The organism is Polycladomyces abyssicola, from assembly GCF_018326425.1.
Lineage (GTDB): Bacteria > Bacillota > Bacilli > Thermoactinomycetales > JIR-001 > Polycladomyces > Polycladomyces abyssicola.
Genome location: NZ_AP024601.1, coordinates 837,019 through 862,338, shown reverse-complemented (window position 1 = coordinate 862,338; position 25,320 = coordinate 837,019). Strand labels below are relative to the sequence as shown.

The 25,320-nt window shown below is 52.7% G+C and carries 24 protein-coding genes; 1 reads left to right on the top strand and 23 read right to left on the bottom strand.

Going from position 1 to position 25,320, the window contains the following annotated elements:
- Positions 1 to 16: 16 nt before the first annotated feature.
- The 14 genes from KI215_RS04355 to citZ all read right to left on the bottom strand — a co-directional run bounded on the left by KI215_RS04355 (position 17) and on the right by citZ (position 14,977).
- Entirely contained in the window at positions 17 to 1,501 is a 1,485-nt protein-coding gene (locus KI215_RS04355) for a BglG family transcription antiterminator (RefSeq protein ID WP_212774356.1), read from the bottom strand.
- Positions 1,502 to 1,669: 168 nt separating this feature from the next.
- Positions 1,670 to 2,326, bottom strand: coding sequence for a phosphate signaling complex protein PhoU (gene phoU, locus KI215_RS04350; protein WP_212774355.1), 657 nt, complete (start codon positions 2,324 to 2,326; stop codon positions 1,670 to 1,672).
- A 31-nt stretch (positions 2,327 to 2,357) separates the two neighbouring features.
- The gene (pstB, locus tag KI215_RS04345; RefSeq protein WP_212774354.1) at positions 2,358 to 3,113 is read right to left on the bottom strand and encodes a phosphate ABC transporter ATP-binding protein PstB; all 756 of its coding nucleotides are present in this window, start codon (positions 3,111 to 3,113) and stop codon (positions 2,358 to 2,360) included.
- Between the two features lie 40 nt (positions 3,114 to 3,153).
- Positions 3,154 to 3,987, bottom strand: a complete 834-nt coding sequence (pstB, locus tag KI215_RS04340; protein ID WP_212774353.1) for a phosphate ABC transporter ATP-binding protein PstB — start codon at positions 3,985 to 3,987, stop codon at positions 3,154 to 3,156.
- A 16-nt stretch (positions 3,988 to 4,003) separates the two neighbouring features.
- Positions 4,004 to 4,891 (bottom strand): phosphate ABC transporter permease PstA, encoded by an 888-nt coding sequence (gene pstA, locus KI215_RS04335; RefSeq protein WP_212774352.1) that lies wholly within the window; start codon positions 4,889 to 4,891, stop codon positions 4,004 to 4,006.
- The gene (gene pstC, locus KI215_RS04330; protein WP_212774351.1) at positions 4,891 to 5,811 is read right to left on the bottom strand and encodes a phosphate ABC transporter permease subunit PstC; all 921 of its coding nucleotides are present in this window, start codon (positions 5,809 to 5,811) and stop codon (positions 4,891 to 4,893) included. The genes pstA and pstC overlap by 1 nt, the downstream gene beginning before the upstream one ends.
- Before the next feature lie 98 nt (positions 5,812 to 5,909).
- Positions 5,910 to 6,803: a phosphate ABC transporter substrate-binding protein PstS family protein gene (locus KI215_RS04325; RefSeq protein ID WP_212774350.1), complete on the bottom strand. Its 894-nt coding sequence runs from the start codon at positions 6,801 to 6,803 to the stop codon at positions 5,910 to 5,912.
- Positions 6,804 to 7,100: 297 nt separating this feature from the next.
- Positions 7,101 to 8,840, bottom strand: coding sequence for a two-component system histidine kinase PnpS (gene pnpS / locus KI215_RS04320; protein WP_212774349.1), 1,740 nt, complete (start codon positions 8,838 to 8,840; stop codon positions 7,101 to 7,103).
- Positions 8,837 to 9,556 carry a response regulator transcription factor gene (locus KI215_RS04315; protein ID WP_212774348.1) on the bottom strand — a complete coding sequence of 240 codons (720 nt, stop codon included), beginning with the start codon at positions 9,554 to 9,556 and terminating at the stop codon, positions 8,837 to 8,839. Before KI215_RS04315 ends, pnpS begins: the two co-directional genes overlap by 4 nt.
- A gap of 212 nt (positions 9,557 to 9,768) precedes the next feature.
- Entirely contained in the window at positions 9,769 to 10,236 is a 468-nt protein-coding gene (locus tag KI215_RS04310; RefSeq protein ID WP_212774347.1) for an FAS1-like dehydratase domain-containing protein, read from the bottom strand.
- Between the two features lie 306 nt (positions 10,237 to 10,542).
- The gene (locus tag KI215_RS04305; protein WP_246512194.1) at positions 10,543 to 11,316 is read right to left on the bottom strand and encodes a 3-hydroxybutyrate dehydrogenase; all 774 of its coding nucleotides are present in this window, start codon (positions 11,314 to 11,316) and stop codon (positions 10,543 to 10,545) included.
- A 173-nt stretch (positions 11,317 to 11,489) separates the two neighbouring features.
- The gene (gene mdh, locus KI215_RS04300) at positions 11,490 to 12,428 is read right to left on the bottom strand and encodes a malate dehydrogenase (protein WP_212774345.1); all 939 of its coding nucleotides are present in this window, start codon (positions 12,426 to 12,428) and stop codon (positions 11,490 to 11,492) included.
- Between the two features lie 66 nt (positions 12,429 to 12,494).
- A complete protein-coding gene (gene icd, locus KI215_RS04295) occupies positions 12,495 to 13,781 on the bottom strand; it encodes an NADP-dependent isocitrate dehydrogenase (protein ID WP_212774344.1) in 1,287 nt (428 codons plus the stop codon).
- Positions 13,782 to 13,861: 80 nt separating this feature from the next.
- Positions 13,862 to 14,977, bottom strand: a complete 1,116-nt coding sequence (gene citZ, locus KI215_RS04290) for a citrate synthase (protein WP_212774343.1) — start codon at positions 14,975 to 14,977, stop codon at positions 13,862 to 13,864.
- 415 nt (positions 14,978 to 15,392) lie between these two features.
- Here citZ and ytvI point away from each other — a divergent pair, with 415 nt between their 5' ends.
- Positions 15,393 to 16,523 (top strand): sporulation integral membrane protein YtvI, encoded by a 1,131-nt coding sequence (ytvI, locus tag KI215_RS04285; RefSeq protein WP_212774342.1) that lies wholly within the window; start codon positions 15,393 to 15,395, stop codon positions 16,521 to 16,523.
- Positions 16,524 to 16,597: 74 nt separating this feature from the next.
- On the opposite strand, the gene KI215_RS04280 is transcribed toward ytvI, so the two are convergent.
- From KI215_RS04280 to ystJ, 9 genes are all read right to left on the bottom strand, one after another.
- A complete protein-coding gene (locus KI215_RS04280) occupies positions 16,598 to 16,990 on the bottom strand; it encodes an FxsA family protein (protein WP_212774341.1) in 393 nt (130 codons plus the stop codon).
- Positions 16,963 to 17,430 carry an acyl-CoA thioesterase gene (locus KI215_RS04275; protein ID WP_212774340.1) on the bottom strand — a complete coding sequence of 156 codons (468 nt, stop codon included), beginning with the start codon at positions 17,428 to 17,430 and terminating at the stop codon, positions 16,963 to 16,965. Before KI215_RS04275 ends, KI215_RS04280 begins: the two co-directional genes overlap by 28 nt.
- Before the next feature lie 422 nt (positions 17,431 to 17,852).
- Positions 17,853 to 19,604 (bottom strand): pyruvate kinase, encoded by a 1,752-nt coding sequence (gene pyk / locus KI215_RS04270; protein WP_212774339.1) that lies wholly within the window; start codon positions 19,602 to 19,604, stop codon positions 17,853 to 17,855.
- Between the two features lie 18 nt (positions 19,605 to 19,622).
- Positions 19,623 to 20,582, bottom strand: coding sequence for a 6-phosphofructokinase (gene pfkA, locus KI215_RS04265; protein ID WP_212774338.1), 960 nt, complete (start codon positions 20,580 to 20,582; stop codon positions 19,623 to 19,625).
- Between the two features lie 336 nt (positions 20,583 to 20,918).
- On the bottom strand, positions 20,919 to 21,881 hold the full coding sequence (locus KI215_RS04260; protein ID WP_212774337.1) for an acetyl-CoA carboxylase carboxyltransferase subunit alpha: 963 nt from the start codon (positions 21,879 to 21,881) through the stop codon (positions 20,919 to 20,921).
- Positions 21,878 to 22,744, bottom strand: a complete 867-nt coding sequence (accD, locus tag KI215_RS04255; RefSeq protein ID WP_212774336.1) for an acetyl-CoA carboxylase, carboxyltransferase subunit beta — start codon at positions 22,742 to 22,744, stop codon at positions 21,878 to 21,880. Before accD ends, KI215_RS04260 begins: the two co-directional genes overlap by 4 nt.
- 43 nt (positions 22,745 to 22,787) lie before the next feature.
- Positions 22,788 to 22,970, bottom strand: a complete 183-nt coding sequence (locus tag KI215_RS04250; RefSeq protein WP_212774335.1) for a glutamate decarboxylase — start codon at positions 22,968 to 22,970, stop codon at positions 22,788 to 22,790.
- 256 nt (positions 22,971 to 23,226) lie between these two features.
- On the bottom strand, positions 23,227 to 23,910 hold the full coding sequence (locus KI215_RS04245; protein WP_212774334.1) for a FadR/GntR family transcriptional regulator: 684 nt from the start codon (positions 23,908 to 23,910) through the stop codon (positions 23,227 to 23,229).
- 16 nt (positions 23,911 to 23,926) lie between these two features.
- Complete coding sequence (ystJ, locus tag KI215_RS04240; RefSeq protein WP_212774333.1) at positions 23,927 to 25,180, bottom strand: NADP-dependent malic enzyme; 1,254 nt, start codon at positions 25,178 to 25,180, stop codon at positions 23,927 to 23,929.
- Positions 25,181 to 25,320: the final 140 nt, after the last annotated feature.

Here is a 25,320-nt window from a genome sequence, read left to right as displayed (position 1 = left end):
TCGATTCAGTCGGTGACTATTCTTCCATCACTGCGCGTTGGATGTTTTTCCGATCCCGCTCCCCGAGCAAAGGAGACACATGTACAACGGGAATGTCCGACTCCGTCAATGGGACTGTACTAATCAAAAAATCGGGACGTTCCGACGCGAGCGATTGCTTCAGCCGGGAAGCCGGGATTGTGTCGAGGATGGTCAAGGACGGGAACCAGCGGTTGATTTTGGCTGCCATCAACTGAGAAGTGCCGACACCCGTCGTGCAGACCAGGAGTACCTTTTTCGGTTGTACGTGATGTTTTTTCAACCGCTCCCAAGCCGCTTGAAAATGCATAGTCAGATAGCCCGCTTCGTCTTCCGAAACCCTGCCTTCCATATCGAATTCCATCATAGAAACCGCCAACAGTACGGTTTCAAACATATAGCGGTATGCCCGCTTGATATCATGAAGGATCGGATTGGTGACGTGTAGGCGATGTCTGATCCGGTGAACCGCCGTCTGCATGTGAATCATCAAACCGACCAACAGCTCCCTATCCCGAGTAAGCGGCAATCCCGTCAATTCTTCCATTTTGGCTATCAATTTTTGTGACAGGTGAACCGTTTCCTCATCGACTTTTTCGAGGGATTGCGGCAATTGGCCAATGTTGACGGGAACAAAATGCACTTTGGCACCCAACAGATGCATCGCCAAGTAAGCGATTTCATCCTCGGGCAGGGTGACAGCGAACTTTTTTTCCAATTCCTCTGCCAATTCTTCCGCTAGGCGGTATTCCCGTTTCTCCTGAAGTTGGGCCATTTCAGCGGATGACAGATGGATTTTGCACCCCATTTTGACTCTTTTGATGGCGATCGCCACGTGAATCGTCAACCGTTCGACCGCCTCATCGGTAAAACGCACATCCGATTTCCGTTCGATCTTTCGGACGATATGTTGAATGAAAGGATCTTTACAGAAAGGGTTGAAACGGTCATTTCCCAAACCAGACGACATTTGCGAGAATTTCGCCAAGGCCAATCTTCTGGATCGTTCCTCCCCCTCCACCCATAAACCCATATTGGGTTTGCGAATCAAGCGAAGACCGTATCGCTCCAACCATTGTTCCACCAAGGTCAAATCTTGGCTGACCGTGGCTTTGCTCACGTACAACCGATCGGACAATTGTTGCAATGTAAACACACGCTCTTCCTCAAGCAGTATCTGCAAAAGACTGATTCTGCGATGGAAGGGGTCCGCCAATGTGGTATCAGGGCTGGCCTCATGGGCGTGGTCCAGATGGTGCAATATGGCCTCCCGTTCCTCGCTGGTCGCTCGGAGCGCAACACCCATCCCGGGTTGCCTGATAATCTCCGTACCCAAAAAAGATTGCAACCAACGATCCAATCGTTTCAAATCGTTTCGAACGGTTTTTTCGGATACGTTCAGCTTTTCGGCCAATCTTTCAGTGGTGATATAACCATCCGTATGAACCAAATACCGCAACAATTGCTTTTTCCGCCCATCCATCGCACATATCACCACCCAAACCACTGATAAATCAGCCCCTGTCATTCATTATATAGGGGCATGTCTTTACCAAAATAAAAAATTGTTACCGGAACTCTACGGAAACCGTTGAATATCGTGCACAAAAAAGACCTGTTTCAAATGAAACAGGTCAGGAAATTACCATTATCAGTTCAAATCGGCCTGTTTACCGGTTTCGATATACACAATACTTTCCGCGATATTGGTCGCGTGATCGGCGATCCGCTCGAGATAGCGCGCAACAAAGCAAAGCCGCAACGCCACTTCAGTTTCCGCCTTGTTCTGCTTGATAAACCCGATCAGTTCATTAACGATGGCATGGTACATCCGATCCACTTCGTCGTCCGTGTCGGCCATTTTGCGGGCAAGCGCTACGTTTCCGTCGATGTAGCTGTTAATCCCGTCATGCACCATTCGCTGGGTGATAGCGGCGATTTTCGGGATATCCTCCAGTTCTTTGAACAATGACAGTTTATTCTCGACCAATTGCACTGTCACCTGTGCGATATTGACAGCCAAATCGGCCATCCTCTCCATGTCCGACGCGATTTTCATCGCCGCGATCAACCGCCGCAAATCGGTAGCCACCGGTTGTTGCGTGGCAATCAATTTGGCGACGACATCGTCGATTTTTCCTTCCATTTCATCGATGGCCGGATCGTGTTCCATCACTTCCCGCGCCATACGGACATCCATTCTGGATAGTGATTTGACGGCTTTGTCAATCGCGATTTCCACGTGTTCCCCCATCTGCAGCAACAGGTTTTTCACGTCCTGCAACGACTGGTCAAATTGGCGAATCATCACGATCCACTCCTTATCCTAGCCATACCGGTCAGCCAAACCGACCGGTGATGTAATCCTCGGTCCGCTTGTCCTGCGGATTGGTGAAGATGTTTTCCGTCAATCCGGTCTCCACGACTTCACCGTTCAAAAAGAACGCCGTATAAGTGGAGACCCGGGCGGCTTGCTGCATGTTGTGGGTAACGATGACAATCGTGTATTCCCGTTTCAACTGTTGAATCAATTCTTCCAAACGTTCGGTCGAGATGGGATCGAGCGCGGAAGCAGGTTCGTCCATCAGGATGATCTCAGGCTCCACGGCCAACACGCGCGCCAACACCAGCCGTTGCTGTTGTCCTCCCGAAAGTCCCATCGCCGAAGCGTGCAGACGGTCTTTCACTTCATCCCACAGGTTGGCCTGCCGCAGCGTACGCTCCACGATCTCGTCCAGTTTTTTCTTGTCCTTGATACCGTGAATTTTGGGACCGTAGACGATATTGTCATAGATCGACATCGGAAACGGATTGGGCTGCTGAAACACCATGCCCACCCGTTTGCGCAACTCAACTACGTCCCGTTCGGGCGCGTACACATCCACTCCGTCGATCTCCAACGCTCCTTCAACACGGACATTGGGAATCAAATCGTTCATCCGGTTGATACTGCGCAGGAATGTGGACTTCCCGCAACCAGACGGCCCGATCAGTGCGGTGACGTCCCGTTCCGGAATCGACAAGCGGATCTGTTTGAGCGCCTGGTGTTCGCCGTAATATAAATTGAAATCCCGCACTTCGATTTTTCCGCTCATGACAACGACTCCTTCTCCCCTGGTTCCTCCTCCTGACGCATCAGCCGAAGCGTCCGGTCAGATAATTCTCTGTCTCCTGCCGTTTAGGATTGGTGAACAACCGGTGCGTCTCATTGTGCTCGATCAGTTCTCCCATCAGGAAAAACGCCGTGTAATCGGAGATACGCGCCGCTTGTTGCATGTTGTGTGTCACGATGGCAATCGTGTAATCCTTTTTCAGCTCCTGAATCAGCTCTTCGATCCGTGCCGTAGAAATTGGATCCAACGCGGATGTGGGCTCATCCAGCAGGATGATCCGGGGACGCATCGCGATCGTCCGCGCGATGCACAGACGTTGTTGCTGACCACCCGACAATTGCAAGGCGGAAGTGTGCAGGCGGTCTTTCACTTCATCCCACAAACCGACCTGCCGAAGGCTTTGCTCCACAATGTCCGGCAATTCTTTTTTCTTCACACCATGGATACGCGGGCCATAAGCGACGTTATCAAAAATCGATTTTTGGAATGGATTGGGTTTTTGGAACACCATACCCACCTGACGTCGCAGATTGACCGCGTCGATCGCAGGATCGTTGACGTTAATCCCTTCGATCAAGATTTCCCCAGTCACGCGAGCGTGCGGGATGGTGTCGTTCATCCTGTTCAAACAGCGGAGAAATGTCGACTTCCCGCAACCGGACGGCCCGATGAACGCCGTCACCGTTTTTTCGTACAACTTGAGATTGATGTTTTTGACGGCGTGGTTATCCCCGTAATAGACGTTGAGATCCCGCGTTTCCAACAACACCTTGCTCGACTCGGGCGCAACTGGCTGTTTCGGATTCGGTTGAACTGACCAAGCTATCGTTTCCACCCGTTCCGCTGTTATCACCATCGTTTGATTCCTCCCATCAAGAACCGGATGTCATCCGTTTGTGAATCCAACGTCCCAACGCACGGGCCGTCAGGTTGAAAAACAATACGGCCAATACCAGCACGGCGGAAGCCCCTGCAGCCACTTCTTTGGCATCAGGAATAATCGCTTCCGAATTGATTTTCCAGATATGCACCGCCAACGTTGATGCCGGACGGAACGGATTAAACGGAGAGGAGAGGGAAGTCGGATCCCAGTTGGTAAAGTCCAGCATCGGCGAACTCATCCCAGCCGTGAACAACAGCGCCGCCGCTTCCCCGAACACACGCCCCGCAGCCAAGATCGTACCAGTCAAGATTCCAGGCAACGCCGCAGGCAACACCACTCGGGTAATCGTCTGCCACTTGGTAACACCCAACGCATACGACGCTTCTCGTTGCTCACGCGGAACCGCACGGATGGCTTGCTCCACCACTCGCACCATCAGCGGTAGGTTAAATACCGTCAATGCCAAAGCACCCGCCGCAAGCGAAAATCCCCATCCGGTATATTGTACAAACACCAGAAAACCGAACAACCCCACCACGATTGACGGCAGGGAGGACAGCACCTCGATGCTGAGTCGGAGGATGTCCGTCCACTTACCGGGCTTGGCATATTCCGCCAGATAAATGCCGCCTCCCAAGCCGAGCGGGATGGTGATCAACATCGTCAACACTAACAGATACAACGAGTTGAACAACTGCGGTGCCACCCCGCCACCTGCGGTAAGCGTTGACGGTGGGGAAGTCAGGAAGTGCCAATCGATTACGTTAAGACCCCGTACCAGAATAAAACCGATAAGTCCTGACAGTATGCCTATAATCAACAACGCAATCAGATAAAAGACGATTGTCGCAATCCGGTCGGCCAGTTTTGCGTTCATCAACTTTCTCCCCTTCTCGTCATCCAACGAATCAGCACGATAAAGACCAGCGTCATCAATAGCAGAATCAATGCCATCGACCACAACACATCATTGTAAACAGTTCCGGGAACAGTATCCCCCATGTGCAACGTGATCACGCTTGTCAGGGTGCTGATCGGTTGGATCAGGTTAGTCGGCATGGTATCGGTGTTCCCGATAACCATCTGCACGGCCAGCGCCTCCCCGAATGCACGCGCCATTCCCAGAACGACCCCTGTCATCAGACCGGGCAACGACGTACGTACCAAAACGCGGGAGATGGTTTGCCAGCGCGTGGCTCCCAATGCATAGGAAGCTTCCCGCATCGAACGGGGAATCGATTGCAGGGTGTCGACGGCGATGCTGGTGATCGTGGGCAGAATCATCACTGACAGCACCAGCACCCCGGCAAGCAGACTGAATCCGGGGCCACCTGTCACATCCCGCAAAAAAGGAACAATGACCGTCAAGCCGACAAACCCGTATACAACTGAGGGGATGCCAACCAGCAGCTCGATGACCGGTTGCAAAATCTTTTTCCCCCACGAAGGAGCGATCTCCGTCATATAGATCGCCGCACCGATACCCAGCGGCGCACTGATGACCGCCGCCAGCACCGTCACCATGAACGACCCCAGGATAAACGGCAGGGTACCGAAGGACGGCGGTGTTCCCGCCGGCGCCCATTTCCCAGAGAAAAACTGGGACAGCGAAACACCGTCAAACAGGAACGTAGAAATCCCCTTGGAAGCGATGAAATACAGCAATGAAAACAACGTGAGAATAATGACCCAAGCACTGATCAACGTCATCAATCGCCCTTGCAGTTCCAATCGACGCTGTTTTTTGTCGGGGCGCAGCAATTGGTTCGCCCATTCACTCGTCGCTCGGTTCTCCATCCTGTCGAAATTCAACCCCTTCTACACGGAAAAGCAGGGGACAGCCATAAAGTGGCCTCCCCTCGCTCTTCCGGAGTGTGTCTATCTAAGTTCGGATGTTATTTTTTATTTTTTACATTACCTTGGGCATCCCGTTCCACTTTCATCTCGGTCATCGGGATGTAGCCCATTTTTTCAACCAAGTTCTTTTGCACTTCCGGGGTGAGAATGAAATTGATGAATTTTTCTTCCAGCTCTTTGTTTTTGCCGTCAGCGTTGGTGTACATGTGCTCGTACGCCCAAACTTTCCATTTGTTGGTATATACGTTTTCGTTGGTCGGTTCCACGCCATCCAACTTGACCGGCTTGATCGATTTGTCGAAGTAGGAGAAGGCGAGATAACCGATCGCTCCCGGCGTTTCCGCAACGATTTTACGCACGGTTCCCGAGGAGTCTTGCACAATGCTGTCTTTGCCCCGGTATTCATTCGCTCCGTTCAGAGCATATTTGACGAAAGTCGCGCGGGTACCGGAGTTTTCCGGACGGTTGACCAGCACGATTTTTTGATCGGGACCGCCCACTTCTCTCCAGTTTTTGATTTTGCCGGTGAAGATGTCGACCAACTGTTGTTGAGTCAGATTGTCGATGCCCACTTTCGGGTTGACGACCGGCGCCATACCAACGACAAACACTCTGTGATCCACCATTTTGGTCGGATCTTTTTTCTTCTCTTCGGCAAACAGATCGGAGTTTCCGATGTCGGCGGAGCCGTTCAGTACAGCACTCAAACCGGCACCGCTACCCCCACCCTGAACCGTAATTTGTGTACCCGGATTTTGCGCCATGAATTGGTTCGCCGCTTCCTCCACCAACGGCTGCATCGCAGTAGAGCCAACAGCGGTCAATTTTCCGCCCGCAGCTCCACCGCCCTGTTGATTCCCTTTGGCACAGCCGACGGCGAGACCGAATACCAACACCATCGAGCTGATGGTGGCCAATGTCTTCTTCCACATGGATGAGTGCCCCCTTAAATGATCACGTTTGGTTTTCTGATCCATCCATTACATACATTAGCTTGCGTCTTTTGTCGGCTATTAAATCTAATGTTAAGCTTTTGTTAAGAAAAGGGGGCTGGTCATTGATCTGAGAAAGGAAACCATTTCCCCTCTCGCCCCTTCAATGCATTCACAATGAACGTTTCGTTGGGAAATGGCCACACGTTTAAACAGGAGCGGTCGAAGTACTCGTTGAACAGGCGGAGCTTAGAGCGGGAAAACGGAAATGACAGATTTTGTCTATCACTCAGAGTTCTATAAAGGAAACGTCAATGTAAACGTCGTTCCTTCTCCCACTTGACTTTCCACATGAATCGTACCTTTGTGCACTTCCACCAGATGTTTGACGATAGCCAGACCCAACCCGGTACCGCCCGATGCTCTCGATCGGGCTTTATCCACACGGTAAAAGCGCTCAAAGATCCGCGGTAAATCCTCTTTAGGAATGCCGATTCCCGTATCCGCTACCTGCAACCGCCAAGAATCTGCATCCCGTTCCGCTCGAACAGTCACTTTTCCACCCGATGGGGTATACGCCATCGCATTGGAAAGCAAATTGAGCAGTATTTGCCGGAAGCGGTCCCGATCCACAGTCACGGTAAACGATGGATCCGGCAATTGCACCTCCAATGTCAACTGTTTGGCACGGAATTGGTCCTCCATCGTCTTTGTGGCGGACTGGATCAACTCACCCACCGGGACCGATTCCAGATCCAGATGGATTTGCTTGGATTCGATTTTCGACAGATCGAGAATATCTCCCACCAGTCGCTGCAGGCGGTTACCCTCTTCCAGGATGATTTCCAAAAACTCGCGGCAGGTGTTGGGGTCTTGCATCGCTCCGTCCAACAATGTTTCCGTAAACCCAACAATAGACGTAATCGGTGTCTTCAGTTCATGAGATACATTGGCCACAAACTCTGACCGCATCTTTTCCAACCTGCGAATGGCGGTGATATCATGCAATACCGCCACCACACCCCTGCCGTCTTTTTCGACACCCATCGGCGACAGACTGGCTTCTACAATCCGTTCCTCGGGATAGAAAAAGTGAAGCTCTTTTCGCTGACGCTCCCCTGTCTCCTGGCACCGGGTGATCAGTTGGATCAGCTCATAGGGGCCGGGCAGATGCTGAACCGATTTGCCCTGGATGTCAGAAACGGGAACACCGAACAGCCGTTCAAATGCCGGATTGGCCAAAATGACGCTACCGCTGGGGTCAACTAGAAACAACACACTTTCCATCGTCTCGATGACACTGGTCAACCGACGTTCGCTTTTGCGAATCGCACTCATCTGACTGCGGAGACTGCGTGCCATCCGATTGATCGCCTCTCCCAAGCGACCGATCTCATCCTCCCCGTAAACCGCGACACTGCGATACAGCTTGTTGTGCGCGATATCTTCCGCTACCCGGGTGATATCCTCGATCGGCCGGGTCACATCCCGGGCGAAGCGCGAGCTGGCCAGTGCCGCCAACAGATAAGCGACAGCCAATCCGCCCGCCATCGAAAACCATATTTGTCGGATGGAACGGTTGACATCGGTCACATCCAACTGGATCCATACCGCCCCCAGGATTTGACCATGCCGAATCACGGGGATGGCGGTGTTCAAGCGGTTATCCCGTTTGTGCGCGAATTGATTGGAAGGGGCCATCCCTTTCAACGCCTGCCGAACTTCCGGCAGGTGACGGAGGTTGCGTGTCCCTGCCTTCTGCTTGACGGAATCCCCCAACACTGTACCGTCGCGATCCAGAATCATCACCCGTGCTGACAACGCCCGACCAAATGCGTCCGCTTGGGCATCAAACGAATCCTGCTTTCCCCAGTCCAACGTCTGCGCCAACAAGGTTCCCTCTTTGTTGAGTCGCCCCGTCAGCGAGTCCAGATAGGTGGCCTGTAACAGCAGCCCAACAAATAACCCCGTCCCCAACATGGATAGACCAATCAACACCAAAAACATCCAGGTCAAACGACTGCGTAACGTTCTCATTTTTCCTTCGGACCCTCGAATTTGTAGCCGATACCCCGTACTGTCTTGATAAACACCGGATTACGTGAATCTTCCTCGATTTTGTCACGCAAATGGCTGACATGTACGTCCACGATCCGGGAGTCGCCCACAAAGTCGTAATTCCAGACGGCATTGAGCAGCTGTTCGCGCGACAATACGCGTCCGCGATTTTTGGCCATGTAAACCAGCAGTTCAAACTCCTTGGGTGTCAGTTCCACTTCTTGCTCATCTTTGCGCACTTCGTACCCTACTGGATCGATGTGAAGGTTTCCTACCTGAATCGGTTGCTGTTCTACCGTATCACCCTGCTGCTCGATCGCTTCCATCCGGCGCAAAATCGCCTTGACACGAGCAACCAGCTCTCGAGGACTGAAAGGCTTGGTCATGTAATCATCGGCGCCCAGTTCCAAACCGAGCACTTTATCGAATTCATCCGATTTGGCCGTTAGCATCAAAATCGGGAGATGCCGTTTCGGTTGTTGCCGTAGTTTTCTGCATACATCCAAACCGTCCATCTTGGGCAACATCCAGTCCAATACCACCAGATCCGGAGGATCCTGTTCAATCTTTTGCAACGCGGTTGTGCCGTCATAAGCACTGTCCACGGAAAACCCTTCTTTTTCCAGGTTGAATTGCACCAATTTCACGATGGACGGTTCGTCGTCCACGACCAACACTCTCTTTTGACGATCCATTCCATTCCCCTCCGGTTGCGGCTTTCGATTCCCTGATCCGGGATGAGGAGTCAGGGAATCCCTCCTCATCTTAGCATAAGTCAATTTTCAACCCGGAAAACGTTAAGATTATGCTGAGAAAAAGAAAACGTTTTCATGTGGGTTGGATGCACCATCGAGACGCAAAAAAACGCCGGCTGAAAAGCCGACGTTTCATTGCCGTTCTTGCCTGATTAAAAATTGTCCAACGCGTGATGCAACAACGATGGGATGGGTCGGGGCGGAGCAACGAGCAACTCGCCTTCCACGACGGAACGCCCGTCTTCATCCCGCACCATCGCCTGTACGGTTACCATTTTTTTCTCCGGATGCTTTTCCGTCAGTTCCACGGACAGGGTGACAGTAGCGCCGTGCGGCAACAATCGGGGAAAACGCAACCGCTGTTCCCGGATGACACTGCCCGGCCCCGGTAAACGCGTAGAGACCAATGATGTCAGCCATCCGACCAAAAGCCCCGGCGGAACGGCCAACTGTCCGTACTCTATATCATGGGAATGCAAATAAATTGGGTTGGTATCTTCCATCACACCTAAATGTAGGAGGATGTCACGATCGGCAACGGTCCGGGTGACTTCCACACGCTCTCCGACGCCGAGATCATCCCATTTTTTCCCGGCGGTTTGCTTGTTCCCGAGAATCATCCTTGACGCCTCCACTCCATGTATGCGCTCTCAATGCTATCATGTCACAAAATTCAATTTCAGTCAATTCGAACAGAAGGGGTAAATCTTGGGATCTCTTTATATATGTTCTCCAGAAAACGGTGTCTTATCCATGCCCTGCTGATCGCCTGCCCGATCCATTCATCGGAGAACGGAATGGAACCATCTATCTCCCCGACAAGTGGCAACTTGGCATTCCCGATCCGATCCGTGATTGTGTATTCCGTTTTTGCGCCCTTTTGGGAAAGAACCGAGTGGGAATTGACTGGATACCACGAAATCCCTTCACCATCCGCCGGAGACACCGATGCATTCTCCCGTGATGACAGCAGCTGCGTCCGAGGCCAGATACAAGGCGCAAGCGGCCACCTCTTCCGGTTTGACGAATCGTTTGATCGCCTGTTTGTGCAACAAATGTTTGTGCAAGGCTTCCTCCTGACTGATCTGTTCCGTTTTCGCCAGATGTTGCAGTTGGTTTCGAACCAACGGCGTATCCACTGCACCTGGCATGATCGCATTGACGGTTATCCCGTATTCGGCCACTTCCAGCGCAACGGTCCGCGTCAATCCCACTACACCGTGTTTTGCGGCAATATAAGCGGATTTGAACGGAGAAGCGGTGCGTCCGTGAACAGAGGAAATGTTGATGATGCGGCCGAATCGTTGTCGCTTCATGACAGGCACCGTATATTTGGTCAGCAAAAAAGGCCCGGTTAACATCACATCGATCAGTTGCTTCCACTTTTCCAACGGAAAATCTTCCACCCGATCAATATGCTGCAGACCCGCATTGTTGATGACGATGTCAATGCGCCCATGTGTCTTCTCCACTTTCTCCACCAGTGATCGAACCGATTGTTCCTGTGTGACATCCAGCACATGCCCCTCGGCGAAACCACTCCTTGTTTGATCCGCGATGCGCCGAGCCGCGTTTGATGCAGCTTCCTCATTCAAATCCCCGATCACGACGCGGTCTCCGTTGTTTGCAAACGCTTCCGCGATACTGTAACCGATGCCTCTGGCCGCACCTGTCACCACCACGACACGCCGTTGATCCACAAGGTTCTCCTCCTTTATCTTTGTTGTTGTTTGGATGTACATATTCCTCTCTCAGTTACGGGAGCTCAAAGGTCACCCTTCGGACGGTTTCCGCTCTATCTCACTGATTTCATGACAACACTTACATTCATCATATACAGCAAAGCCCGGGAAAACCCCGGGCCGAAGTATCTTTATCCCAATACCTTCATCACTTTGCGGACTGATTCCGCCGATTTGTCCAATGCTTGTTTCTCTTCCTCGGTCAAATCCAGTTCGATCACTTTTTCCAGTCCGTTGCCACCGATGATCGTCGGTACGCCGAGGTACATGTCGTGGTATCCATATTCGCCTTCCAGATAGGCAATGGCCGGCAGGATGCGCTTTTTGTCTTTCAAAATCGCTTCGGCCATTTGCACCAACGAAGCAGCCGGAGCATAGTATGCGCTGCCCGTACCCAGGAGGTTGACGATTTCACCGCCGCCTTTGCGGGTGCGCTCGACGATGGCATCCAGGCGTTCTTTCGGCAGGAGTTTTTCCAGCGGAATGCCGCCTGCATAGGAGTAACGGACCAGCGGTACCATGTCGTCACCATGACCGCCCAACACGAATCCGGTCACGTCTTCAACGGAGACGCCCAGCTCTTGTGCTACAAAAGTGCGGAAGCGCGCAGTGTCCAATACGCCAGACTGCCCGATGACGCGGTGTTTCGGGAATCCGGACGTCCGGTACACCTCGTAGGTCATCGCGTCCACCGGGTTGGTCAATACCAGCAGGATGCTGTTGGGCGAGTATTTGACCACCTGCTCAGTGACGGAGCGCATCACTTTGGCGTTGATGTTGACGAGGTCATCCCGGCTCATGCCCGGTTTGCGCGCCACACCCGCTGTGATGATCACCAAGTCGGAGTCGGCTGTTTCAGCGTAGTCGCTCGTTCCGACGATGTTGGCGTCAAAGCCCTGTACCGGACCGGCTTCCAACATGTCCAGCGCTTTACCTTTGGTCGGTCCTTCCGCTTCGGGGATATCCACCAAAACGATATCGCCCAATTCTCTTTGCGCCAGCATAAGTGCGGTGGTTGCACCTGTGAATCCTGCACCGATGATGGAAATTTTTCTTCTACGGATGGCCATCTGCTTCTACCCCTCCTGTCAGTGTTTGTTACCGAGACCTTGAATCCTCTTTTTTGTATCTTGCAATTACAGATTATCAATCAAACGATCGGCAAATTCAGAGCACTTCACTTCGGTTGCGCCTTCCATCAGGCGAGCGAAGTCATAGGTCACCGTTTTTTGGCTGATCGTTTTGCTCATCGCGGCATAAATCCGATCTGCCGCTTCCTGCCAACCGAGGTGCTCCAACATCAGCACACCGGAGAGAATGACCGATCCCGGGTTAACTTTGTCCAGACCCGCATATTTCGGCGCGGTTCCGTGCGTGGCTTCGAAAATCGCATGTCCCGTGTCGTAGTTGATATTGGCTCCCGGCGCGATCCCGATGCCGCCCACTTGTGCCGCCAAAGCATCGGAAATGTAGTCTCCGTTTAGATTGAGCGTGGCGATCACGTCATACTCTGCCGGGCGCGTCAGAATTTGTTGCAGGAAGGCGTCGGCGATCGAGTCCTTCACGATCACTTTGCCTGCTTCTTCGGCCTCTTTTTGCGCCTGATTGGCCGCTTCCACGCCTTTTTCCGCTTTGATGCGGTCATATTGCGCCCAGGTAAAGGTCTGATCCGCAAATTCACGTTCCGCCAACTCATAACCCCAGTTTTTAAAGGCACCTTCCGTAAATTTCATGATGTTGCCCTTGTGTACCAGGGTGACACTTTTGCGTCCGTGCTTAAGCGCATAGTTAATGGCCGCTCGCACCAACCGATCCGTTCCCTCCCGAGACACCGGTTTGACACCGATACCGGCGGTTTCTGGGAAACGGATTTTTTTCACACCCATTTCCTCTTGCAGGAAACGGATCACTTTTTTCACTTCTTCGGACCCGGCCGGCCACTCGATCCCGGCATAGATGTCTTCCGAGTTCTCCCGGAAAATGACCATATCCACCAGCTCGGGATGCTTGACCGGGGACGGCACGCCATCAAAGTAACGAACCGGGCGCAAGCATACGTAGAGATCCAACTCCTGTCTGAGCGTCACGTTCAACGAACGAATCCCACCACCGACCGGTGTGGTGAGCGGCCCCTTGATCGCTACGTAGTATTCACGAACCGCTTGAAGCGTCTCTTCCGGCAACCATTGGCCGAAACGGTTGTATGCTTTCTCCCCAGCATACACTTCATACCATGCGATCTTTTTGGCGCCTCCGTAAGCTTTTTCAACAGCAGCATCCAAGACGCGACGGGCGGCTGCCCAAATGTCCGGGCCTGTCCCGTCACCCTCGATAAACGGGATGATCGGATGATCCGGAACATGCAATCTACCGTTGTCGACAACGATTTTTTCACCGGTGGTCGGTTTCTCCCAGAGTGCCATGTCAACCCCTCTTTCTGTTTCTGTCTCAAAAAACAGGGGACAGGCTCAAACCCGCCCCTGACGGTCTCTTATGCAACCGCTTACCGTTGATCGATCGGAATATACGGACGGTTGTACGGTCCCGTGTATTCTGCACGCGGACGGATCAGACGGTTGTTGGCGTATTGTTCCATCACATGCGCGGTCCAGCCCGTTACGCGGCTCATCGCAAAGATCGGGGTAAACAGATCGCGCGGGATACCCAGGTAGGTGTAGACGGAAGCGGAGTAGAAGTCCACGTTCGGCTTCAGACCTTTTTCCTGGTCAACCAAGCGCTCAATGTGCGTGGACATCTCATACCATTTCTTGTCACCTGTCAGATCAGCCAATTGACGGGACATCTCGCGGAGGTGTTTGGCCCGCGGATCGCCATTTTTGTACACACGATGGCCGAAGCCCATGATTTTTTCCTTGTTGGCCAATTTCGACTTGATATAGGATTCCACACGATCCAGTGATCCGATCTCCTCCAGCATCGCCATCACGCGTTCGTTGGCCCCGCCGTGCAGGGGTCCCTTCAAGGTGCCGATCGCAGTGGTGATCGCCGAATACATGTCGGACAGCGTCGCTGTCGTTACGCGGGACGCAAACGTGGAGGCATTCAACTCATGGTCAGCATGGAGAATCAACGCTTTGTCAAACGCTTCCACCGCCACGCGATCTGGTTCCTTACCGGTTAACATGTAGAGGAAATTGGCTGCAAATCCGAGCCCGCTCTTCGGAGCGACGGGTTCCAATCCCTTGCGCATCCGGAAGAACGCCGTGATGATCGTCGGAATCTGCGCTGTCAGCTTAATCGCTTTCTTCTCGTTTGCTTCTGCACTGTTGTCATCCGCTTCCTTGTCATACAATGCCAATGCCGAAACAGAAGTACGCAATACGGCCATCGGATGTGCGCCTGTTTTCGAATACACTTTCAACTGTTCCAATAATTCAGCCGGCAAAGTTGCATATTGATCCAATTGCCGTTTCAGTTCATCTAGCTGCGTACGCGTCGGCAGATGGCCTTTCCACAGCAGGTACACAACTTCTTCAAAACTCGCCTTTTCGGCCAGCTCGTCGATGTCGATACCGCGATAGGCCAACACGCCGTCAATAATCGAGCTGATCTCGGAAGTTACCGCTACTACGCCCTCCAATCCCTTCGCAACCGTCATATGATCGCTCCTTTGCTTCTGGAATGCACTGTCAGGGGACCATTGTCGCAACGCCCCGAATCAAACGGATCATATTTTTATTACAATTCGATTATACGAAATCGCCCGTCGGTTGCCAGCCTTTGTTCGGGATTGCACAACATTCGTAATCTTCCCATATAATCGGGTAACAACCGATCGCATATCTTCTCGATCCGTACCGGAGCGTACCCCCTGCAGTCTGACATTGTTTTATCTCCGTATTTCCCTGAACCCCGCCATCATTAGTGTAACATAAAAATAACACTGTTGGTATCCATCGTCGCAAACCTTGTCGACACCAGATTGTGACGGTTGTAACGTTCTGAATACTTGGATGCGGGGAAGGAAATGGTATAATCATTCATATCAACTGCAAACAGCGAGGAGGAACGCCATGGCACAGCATCCCGGGGTGGGTATCGCGATCCGTGCCGCCGTCGTTTTGCTCGCGATCATCACGGCCTATTATGTACTGAGCTTTTTGATCCCGCTGGTATATCCGTTTTTGATCGGTTGGGTGATCGCCCTGCTGATCCAACCACCCGTCCAATTTTTGGAACGTCGACTTCGTCTTCCCCGTTGGTTGGGCGTATTCCTGATCCTGTTTCTTTTTGTCGGTTCAATCATCACAGGATTGTTGATCCTCATCGCCCAAATGGTACTGGAGTTGACGCATTTGGCCCAGCGCCTGCCGGTTTATCTGCAATATTTTAATCAATACATAGTGGATATACTCACCAAGGATACCCAATTGTCCCGTACCATCGACAACGTCCAAAAATACCTTCAACGCAACCCGGAACACAAAGCGAAAATCATCAGCAGCATTCAAAAAAACCTGGACGTGTTGGCCAACAAAGGAACGGAGATGATCACCGATTTCATCTCAGGTGTCGGATCGTTTCTCAGTGACTTGCCTTATATTGCCACCGTGGTTGTATTCATCGTGTTGGCGGCATTTTTCATCGGAATCGACTGGCCTCAATTGCGCAAACGCATGCTGGGCATCATCCCCAATCATGCGCGCAAAACAGGCGGGATTATCATGCGTGACCTGCGCCATGCCTTATTTGGATTTGTTCGCGCCCAGTTTACATTGATCACGATAACGGCAACCATCGTCTTGATCGGTTTGTTGATTCTGGGAGTCAATTATGCGTTGACGATGGCGCTGATCGCACTCCTGCTCGACCTGTTGCCGTATATCGGAGTCGGTTCGATTCTGGTTCCCTGGTCGATTTACCTTTTGCTGACCGGCGACTACCATCTGGGATTGGGGATTGCCATATTGTACGGCGTCATTGTGATTGTCCGGCAACTGTTGGAGCCCAAGCTGGTCGCTTCCAATGTCGGTCTGGACCCGCTGCCGACCTTGATCGCTCTGTTCGCAGGGCTCAAATTGTTGGGTTTCATCGGTGTCATCATCGGCCCGGTCACGGTGGTCATCCTGATGGCTTTGTACCGTGCAGGAGTGCTGGGAGACATCTGGCGATTCATCCTACAGGGCTTCAAAGTCGAAACTTGAATAAGAGAAAAGCCGTTTCCCGTCGAGCATTCGGATTGACCGATGGGAAACGGCTTTTTTTCGAATCGACATTCTTATCGCCGGTATGACCAATGAAGACGACTATTGAATTTTTTTAGCAGCCAACGTTTGAGCCACAACCGAGCTATACCGCGAGTATATGGAGTTAACAGGAATATCCCGATCACATCGCTGAAAAAGCCGGGAATCACAAGACAAACGCCACCCATCAAGATACACAGGCCATCCAACAGGGTTTCACCGGGCATTTCACCGTTTCGCAATTGGATCTGCAACAGACGCCATGTTTGCCATCCCTGTTGTCGTGCCAGATATGCTCCAAGCAGGCCGGTGGCCAGCACAAGCACTACGGTCGGCAATGGTCCGATCCAGTTGCCGATAGCGACCAATCCGGTAATTTCCAGCACAGGAACGACGATCAGCGCCAAGAGGATCCATCGGAACATGGAATGCTCTCCCCTTCAACCGTTTGTTCCACCAACAGCCGATACAGTTCCGGATTATCACGTTGGATGTTGACCCGCTTCATCTTACGATTCACCCAGATATGTGTGGTGGAGCCGATTGTCAACAACCGGTTGTCGGCAGGTCGAATCACTTCATATGCAAACCGGATCTTGCTGCCGGTCAGCTCCTCCACCACAGTGCGCACGATCACTTCCTCGTCATAATGGGCTGGAGACAAATACCGGCAATGCACGTCCACTACCGGTAATAACAACCCTTTTTCCTCCAAGTCTTGGTAGGAAGTGCCCAACTCGCGAATCATTTCGGACCTTGCCACTTCAAACCAAACGATATAGTTGGTGTGATACACCACGCCCATTTGATCCGTCTCTTGATAACGAACGCGAACAGTGGTTTCAAACACACGTCGATTTCCCATGTTTTATTCCTCCACGACGACTGCGATTTGTGTGGCCATGAACAAGTTGGACAGTATATAAGGCTATTATAACAAATATGGTGAGTAAACCCATCATGTCTTGGGATCTCCCTCGATATTTACATATTTTGATGCAAAGAAACACATAATGTGAATAGCCAAAAGTAACGGTTCCGGATACAATAAAAATACACACCATGTGAACGGATAACTGGATGAAAGGAAAGGAGTGAGGCCGATGAAATTGGCTCGCAGAAGAAAGCGGCGTAAACGGTTGCGCCTGTGGATCTATCCTCGTTTGCGCGTCATTTGATCGGGCTTACTGCCATTATCAAAGAAATCGTTCCCGCCTGCCGGGACACCCTGATAAAAAACGAGGGACCGATTCCGCTGTTTCAGCGGAACGGTCCCTTTTTGATCTGTTAAAGCACTTTGGCCCGTCCGGAGTAAATTTGTCCCCGATCGGAATCCACTGTGATCTCCATTCCGTCTTTCAAGATTTCCGTTGCATTCTCCACACCGACGATGACAGGGATGCCAAGGCTCAATCCCACCACCGCCGCATGGGAAGTCAAACCGCCTTCTTCTGTGATGACCGCGGCAGCCCGTTCAAAGGATTCCATCATGTCCCGATCGGTTGCCGATGTGACAAGAATCGCTCCATCCACCATTTTTTCACGCAACTCTTCCGCCGACCGTCCCACGACTACGGTTCCCGTGACCACCTGTTTGCCGACCCCTTGACCGCTCGCCAACACATCGCCGATTACATGTACCTTCATCAGGTTGGTACTACCGGATTGACCGCTGGGAACACCTGCCGTGATAACAACGAGATCACCGTGGCGAACGTATTTGGTAGCCAACGCTGAACGAATCGCCACTTGCAACATCTCATCCGTATTGGTCACTTTGGTCCCTTTAACGGGATACACGCCCCAAACCAGCGACAGCTTGGCCATCACCCGATCATTGGGCGTCACAGCGATGATCGGCGCTCGCGGACGGTATTTCGAAACCATGCGGGCGGTAAATCCGCTTTCGGTAGACGTAATAATCGCCGACGACTGCAAGCTTTCCGCGGCGTGCACCACCGCCTGACTGATGGAATCGGTGATGCTGACTTCCTGCTCCAAACGGCGCTGGCGGAACAGATCCCGATATCGGAGCGCTTTTTCCGTCCGCAGTGCGATCCGGTCCATCGTTTCCACTGCTTCCACCGGATATTTTCCTGCGGCCGTTTCTCCCGACAACATCACTGCATCCGTTCCGTCCAGAATGGCGTTGGCGACGTCGCTCGCCTCCGCCCGTGTCGGACGCGGGTTGCGCTGCATCGAATCCAGCATCTGCGTGGCGGTAATCACCGGCTTGCCGAGATTGTTACATTTGCGGATCATCTCTTTTTGCACCAACGGCACTTCTTCGGCAGGGATCTCCACACCCAGATCGCCGCGAGCAACCATCAAGCCATCAGCCACTTCCAAAATCTCATCCAAATGCTCCAAGCCTTCGCTGTTCTCGATTTTGGCGATGATCTGAATATCCGCATCGTGCTCTTCTAAAATTTTGCGGATTTCCAAGATATCCTCCGGTTTCCGCACGAACGAGGCCGCAATGAAATCGACCCCTTTTTGGATGCCGAACACGATATCATCGGCATCCTTGGATGTAATACCCGGCAGATTCACCTTCACACCGGGGAGATTGACTCCTTTGCGATTCTTCAACAAACCACCGTTGGCCACGCGGCAATGGATCTCGGTTCCTTCCACCGCTTCCACGTCCAACCGAATCAAGCCGTCATCGATCAAGATGGTGGAACCCGGTTGCACATCAGCCGGTAATCCCTTATAAGAAACCGATACGCGTTGGGCATTCCCCAGGATGGGTTCCGTCGTCAGGGTCAACCGATCGCCAGCCTTCAGCTCTGCTTCTCCGCCTTGCAGCTCACCTGTACGAATCTCCGGTCCTTTGGTGTCCAACAGAATGGCAACCGTTCTTCCCAATTCGGCTGCTGCCTGCCGGACCGCGTCAATGCGCCGACCGTGCTCTTCGTGCGAGCCGTGGGAAAAGTTGAGCCGTGCCACGTTCATCCCGGCCAAAATCAACCGTTTCAGTGTTTCCGGATCTTCACTGGCCGGTCCGATCGTACACACGATTTTCGTCTTCCGCATCCTTCTCCCCCTCTTCCGTCAAATGGCCAAAATGCCTGCCAGATCATAAAGCGACAAGTCGGGTTGATGTTTCATACGGAACGCTTCATCAAACGGTATGCCGACGATGTCCCCTTTCTGGATGGCCACCATCTGATCCTTTTTCCCTTCAAGCAACAATTCGACCGCTTTGGCACCCATCCTGCTCGCCAACACCCGATCCATGGCCGTCGGCGATCCGCCACGCTGAATGTGCCCCAACACCGTAACACGGGTTTCCAATCCCGTCCGCCGTTTGATTTCTTCAGCCACTGTTGAACCATCGGACACACCTTCGGCCACGATGATGAAGCTGTGTTTTTTGCCCCGACGGTTACTGCGGTTCAACCGTTCCACAATTTCATCCCAATCAAACGGCGCTTCCGGAATGATGATGGACTCGGCGCCGTCGGCCAATCCGGCCCACAACGCGATATCCCCGGCGTCACGTCCCATCACTTCGATGATGTACGTCCGCTCATGGGAAGTGGCCGTATCCCGGATCTTGTCAATGGCGTCGATGACTGTGTTGATCGCCGTGTCAAACCCGATCGTGAAGTCAGTACCTGGGATGTCATTGTCGATGGTTGCCGGAACACCGACAGTGGGGAACCCGTGCGCCGTCAGCTTTTGTGCGCCGCGGAACGATCCGTCCCCACCGATGACGACCAGCCCGTCCACTCCGTGCTTTTTCAGTTGTTCAACCGCTTTCTGTTGGCCTTCCTTGGTTTTGAACTCTTCACAACGGGCACTGTATAAAATGGTGCCTCCCCGATGAATGATATCACCGACGGAACCCAATTGGAAAGGAACAAAGTCTCCCTGAATCAATCCGCTGTATCCGCGGTATACCCCCAACACTTCCAATCCATGATGTACGCCCTTTCTCACGACGGCGCGGATGGCGGCATTCATACCGGGTGCGTCCCCGCCGCTGGTCAGTACTGCAATGCGTTTCATCCTGTTCCACCTCACGTTTGAATGTGTGTACTCAATCGGGATGATAAAGCATCCACGTTTTTTGCCCTAAGGGACGTTTTTTGTCCCACATGGTCAAAAAGAGACCCCGACCGCCTAGATGGTCGAAAACAACATGATAGGAACCGGAAACCGTTACTGCCAAGTCCTTGGGCAACACGGCTCCGGCCAGTGAGTGTGAGAATGATCCGAAGGCGCCTATTTCCTTTCGCGGTCAAACTCAACGGTTGCTCAACCGAAAGAGGCCATCCTCTTCTGATACCACCGGATCTGGGTACATCTGATGCCGAATACGGCTGGGAAGCGAGCGGGCGGTTCTCACACTACGCTGGTGTAAACTCCGATCCTCGCATATTTATTGTACCGCTCTTCCCGTAATTCTTCACCATTCATCTGCAACAAATCCTTTAATTCTTCCTCGATCGCTTTTTTGATCTCTGCGGCTTGTGCATCCGGGTCTTTGTGTGCGCCTCCCTTGGGCTCAGGAATGATCCGGTCGATAATACCCAGCTCTTTCAAATCCTGAGCCGTGATTTTGAGCGCCTCAGCCGCTTGTTGGGCATGCGCCGCGTCCCGCCACAAAATGGCTGCTGCGCCTTCCGGCGAGATAACAGAATAGTACGCATGCTCCAGCATCAGCAAGCGGTTACCGACACTGATCGCCAATGCACCGCCGCTACCGCCTTCCCCCGTAACCACGCAGATGATGGGCACGGTAAATCCGGCCATCTCGCGCAGGTTGCGGGCAATCGCTTCACTTTGCCCCCGCTCCTCCGCCTCGACGCCCGGATGTGCCCCTTGCGTATCCACAAATGTGATGATCGGTCGTCCGAATTTATCCGCCTGTTGCATCAGGCGAAGCGCTTTGCGGTATCCTTCGGGATGCGGCAGACCGAAATTGCGGGCGATTTTGTCCTTCGTATCTTTCCCCCGCTCATGCCCGATCACTGTCACCGGTCGTCCGTTCAATTTGGCGATGCCGCCGACGATGGCAGGGTCATCCCCATACAGACGGTCTCCATGCAGCTCGACGAAATCGGTGAAAATACGGCGAATATAATCCAATGTCGTCGGACGGGAGGGGTGTCGGGCGATCTGCACTTTTTGCCACGGTGTCAAATTTCCGTAAATCTCCTGCTCCAATCGCTCCGCCCGTGCCTCCAGCGTCCGGATCTCTTCGGACAGATCCAGGGAGGATTGTTGGGTGAATTTTTTGAGCTCGGCAATCTTTTCTCGCAGTTCGGCGATCGGTTTTTCAAAGGGCAAATATCCGTTGCTCATTCGTGTTCCCTCCCGTACGAGTGCAAGTCCAGCAGACGAATCAGCATCTCACGCAGTTCCGTGCGAGGTACGACCATATCCAATTGGCCGTGTTTCAGCAAAAACTCGGCCGTCTGAAAGTCTTCCGGCAATTTTTGCCGCACCGTCTGCTCAATCACCCGTCGGCCGGCAAAACCGATCAGTGCACCGGGTTCTGCGATGTTGATGTCACCGAGCGAGGCGAAGCTGGCGGACACACCCCCGGTAGTCGGGTTGGTCAGCACGGAAATGAACAATACTTTTTCCCTGTGCATCCGCTCCAAAGCCGCACTGGTTTTGGCCATCTGCATCAGGGAGAGAACCCCTTCCTGCATCCGTGCGCCGCCTGAGGCGGAAAACAGGATGAACGGATACCGTTTGGTTACCGCTCTTTCCGCCGCACGAGCGATTTTCTCACCAACAACGGAACCCATGCTCCCCATCCGGAAACGGGAGTCCATTACGCCGATCACGGCAGGATAGCCACCGATCGTGCCTTCCCCCGTAACCACGGCCTCATTCAGATTGGTTTTCTCCATATCCGACTTCAGCTTTTTTCGGTAATCAGGAAAACCAAGTGGGTCTTCGGAGAGCATGTCCACGTCGTACTCGAAAAATCGTCCTTCATCTACAGTGGCACAAATTCTCTCCGGTGCAGACATCGAAAAATGATAGCCGCACGCCTTGCAGACCTTCAGGTTTTTCTCCAGTTCTTTGGCATACATGATCGTGCCACACTTCGGGCACTTTTGCATGATGCCCTCGGGGATCTCCCGTTTGGCCTGTTCCGAAGGCATAGTAATGGTCGCATATTTTCGTTGCTTCTTGAACAGATCCTTTAACACGTTAACACCTCATCCGCACATAAACTCGGCTTCAATCTATATTTTACAAGATGGAACGCAGTACCTCTTGTGCTTCTTCCAGCTCACCGCTGGGAACGAGCACTTCATATTGGCCAACAGCATAATGCGACGGACGAATCCGTACCCAAAACCCTTCCGATTCCATCTTCTCCCGGATCCGTTCCGCCGTTAACCGATCGGGAGCGAGGTAAATCACCGTCCACATAGGCTTCCTCCAAACTCGCCCTACATCGGAGTCATCATAGCATAGCAGGAAAAACCGCTGCAACGCTTTCGACATACCGAAACCTGCCAACTCCACTGTCAACCACTTTTACGGCATGGAGGGAGTTGACAAAGTTCCGTAAGCGCCGTCGACCGATCGAGGTAGTGGATACATTTTTCCTCTCGCTCCTGTTTCGCTTTGTCCAACAGTGGCTCGCTGGAAACTGGCCGTCCCTTGCCGGGTTTCACGATCACCGTCACGCACTCGTGTTGGCGAGACCTGACTGCACCAAGTGGTGCTTCATCGCTTCCGCAGCCCGCTCTGGGTCATGCGATGCGATCGCCGCCAGCACCTCCCGGTGTTCCGCCAACGCTTGCAAGGGTCGACCGGGCCAGGATGAAGCGTTTAGGCGTACACATTGACTAAAATGCAAGATGGGATACCACACACGCGACAACAACCGGTTTTTGGCGGCTGAGATGATCTGCCGATGAAAAGCGAAGTCTTCCGCAACCGGGAGTTGGTTCTGCCTGATCTTTTCCTTCATCTTCTCCAGTATATCCGACATTTGTGCAATTTCTTCGGCAGTGACGCGCTCAGCTGCCAGCCGTGCCGCATCCATCTCCAACAATAGACGCATCTCCAGCAAATCTTCTTGGGACCGTTCATCACGCAAAATATAGAACGCCAAAATATCTACCAAATAATGTGCATCATGCCGGTTCAGAAACCTTCCTTCGCCTCGACGCGTCGTGATTAAACCGAGCAACTCCAATGCCCGTAACACTTCCCGCACGGAAGAGCGCCCTGCTCCCAGCCGTTCGGCCAACTCCCGTTCCGAAGGTAAACGGTCCCCCGGCTTTAACCGGTCCTCTTCGATCAAATGATTGATGCCGTGCAAGATGGCTTGAAACTTGTCGGACCCCACCTCCGGCAACATCAATTTCCCACCTTCCTCATCCGTCCAAGGTTGCTTCCGGATCGCGGCGCGTCAGGCGGATGGTGCGCTCATAGACTTCTTGAACATCCACTTGAATTCGCGCCTCACCGGTCTCCATCGCCGCCTTGGCCACTGCCATCGCCACATGCGGTGCCACTCGCGGATCAAACGGTGCGGGGATGACGTAATCCGGCTGCAACTCGTCTTCACTGATCAAATCGGCGATTGCATACGCCGCCGCGATTTTCATCTCTTCATTGATCGCCCGGGCCCGTACGTCCAAAGCACCACGGAAAATTCCCGGGAATGCCAACACGTTGTTTACCTGGTTGGGGAAATCGGAGCGTCCCGTCCCCACCACTTTCGCTCCGGCCTCATAAGCGTCTTCCGGCATGATTTCGGGTACCGGATTGGCCATCGCAAAAATGATCGGGTCTCGGTTCATCGAAGCGACCATCTCTTTGGTAACCGCTCCTTCAACAGACACCCCGACAAACACGTCCGCCCCTTTCAACGCATCGGCCAATGTGCCCTGCACCTTGTCCCGGTTGGTCATTTGGGCCAGGGATTCCTTCATCGGGTTCATCCCGTACGGGCGCCCCTCATATATGGCCCCCTTACTGTCGCACATAATGACATCCCGTACACCCATGCGCAGAAGCAATTTGACGATGGCGATCCCGGCCGCTCCGGCTCCATTGGCCACAACGCGAATCTCTTCCATCTTTTTGCCGACTACTTTGAGGGCGTTGAGTAACCCTGCCAGTGTCACGATCGCTGTACCATGCTGATCATCATGAAACACGGGGATGTCGATTTCTTTCTTCAACCGTTCCTCAATGATGAAGCATTTCGGTGCCGCGATGTCTTCCAAGTTGACGCCGCCGAAAGTGGGAGCGAGCAACTTGACCGTTTCCACGATCTTATCGATCTCCGTGGAATCGATGACCAGCGGAAACGCATCCACACCGGCAAACGATTTGAACAGCACTGCTTTTCCTTCCATCACCGGCATGGCTGCATGCGGACCGATGTTACCCAACCCCAAAACGGCCGTCCCATCCGACACGACGGCCACCAGATTTCCTTTCATCGTGTAATCGTACACCTTGTTCACATCGCTGTGAATCTCTTTACAAGGCTCGGCCACGCCTGGAGAATACGCTAGACTGAGATCGCGGGCATCATGGACGGGAACCTTGGATTCCACACGCAGTTTTCCCTGGTGCTCCAGATGCAGCCGCAAAGATTCTTCACGCAGTGATGACAACGTCCATCCTCTCCTTTTATGTACACCCCCGGTGGTCTGACCACTTCAAAGTACAACTATTATACCAAAGTGATAGTCGGAATAAAACGATGAACCCAGTTTTGTCAACGGTTGATCGGTTTTTTGCCAACCGAGAGGAA

What these genes read in the sequence shown, in the direction of transcription:
- citZ (WP_212774343.1), bottom strand. Translation starts at nt 14,977, where the DNA reads ATGACGGTTGCGAAGGGATTGGAGGGCGTAGTAGCGGTAACTTCCGAG.
- KI215_RS04245 (WP_212774334.1), bottom strand. Translation starts at nt 23,910, where the DNA reads ATGTTGCCGGAGGTGGGGTCCGACAAGTTTCAAGCCATCTTGCACGGC.
- KI215_RS04280 (WP_212774341.1), bottom strand. Translation starts at nt 16,990, where the DNA reads ATGTTCCGATGGATCCTCTTGGCGCTGATCGTCGTTCCTGTGCTGGAA.
- KI215_RS04250 (WP_212774335.1), bottom strand. Translation starts at nt 22,970, where the DNA reads ATGTGGACGGTGATTTACCTCGCTCCCGATCGGTTAACGGCGGAACGG.
- phoU (WP_212774355.1), bottom strand. Translation starts at nt 2,326, where the DNA reads ATGATTCGCCAATTTGACCAGTCGTTGCAGGACGTGAAAAACCTGTTG.
- pnpS (WP_212774349.1), bottom strand. Translation starts at nt 8,840, where the DNA reads ATGAGAACGTTACGCAGTCGTTTGACCTGGATGTTTTTGGTGTTGATT.
- KI215_RS04275 (WP_212774340.1), bottom strand. Translation starts at nt 17,430, where the DNA reads ATGGGAAATCGACGTGTGTTTGAAACCACTGTTCGCGTTCGTTATCAA.
- KI215_RS04260 (WP_212774337.1), bottom strand. Translation starts at nt 21,881, where the DNA reads ATGAGCAACGGATATTTGCCCTTTGAAAAACCGATCGCCGAACTGCGA.
- mdh (WP_212774345.1), bottom strand. Translation starts at nt 12,428, where the DNA reads ATGGCCATCCGTAGAAGAAAAATTTCCATCATCGGTGCAGGATTCACA.
- pstB (WP_212774353.1), bottom strand. Translation starts at nt 3,987, where the DNA reads ATGGTGATAACAGCGGAACGGGTGGAAACGATAGCTTGGTCAGTTCAA.
- KI215_RS04355 (WP_212774356.1), bottom strand. Translation starts at nt 1,501, where the DNA reads ATGGATGGGCGGAAAAAGCAATTGTTGCGGTATTTGGTTCATACGGAT.
- ytvI (WP_212774342.1), top strand. Translation starts at nt 15,393, where the DNA reads ATGGCACAGCATCCCGGGGTGGGTATCGCGATCCGTGCCGCCGTCGTT.
- pfkA (WP_212774338.1), bottom strand. Translation starts at nt 20,582, where the DNA reads ATGAAACGCATTGCAGTACTGACCAGCGGCGGGGACGCACCCGGTATG.
- pyk (WP_212774339.1), bottom strand. Translation starts at nt 19,604, where the DNA reads ATGCGGAAGACGAAAATCGTGTGTACGATCGGACCGGCCAGTGAAGAT.
- pstC (WP_212774351.1), bottom strand. Translation starts at nt 5,811, where the DNA reads ATGGAGAACCGAGCGACGAGTGAATGGGCGAACCAATTGCTGCGCCCC.
- KI215_RS04310 (WP_212774347.1), bottom strand. Translation starts at nt 10,236, where the DNA reads ATGATTCTCGGGAACAAGCAAACCGCCGGGAAAAAATGGGATGATCTC.
- KI215_RS04315 (WP_212774348.1), bottom strand. Translation starts at nt 9,556, where the DNA reads ATGGATCGTCAAAAGAGAGTGTTGGTCGTGGACGACGAACCGTCCATC.
- pstB (WP_212774354.1), bottom strand. Translation starts at nt 3,113, where the DNA reads ATGAGCGGAAAAATCGAAGTGCGGGATTTCAATTTATATTACGGCGAA.
- pstA (WP_212774352.1), bottom strand. Translation starts at nt 4,891, where the DNA reads ATGAACGCAAAACTGGCCGACCGGATTGCGACAATCGTCTTTTATCTG.
- icd (WP_212774344.1), bottom strand. Translation starts at nt 13,781, where the DNA reads ATGGCACTCTGGGAGAAACCGACCACCGGTGAAAAAATCGTTGTCGAC.
- KI215_RS04325 (WP_212774350.1), bottom strand. Translation starts at nt 6,803, where the DNA reads ATGTGGAAGAAGACATTGGCCACCATCAGCTCGATGGTGTTGGTATTC.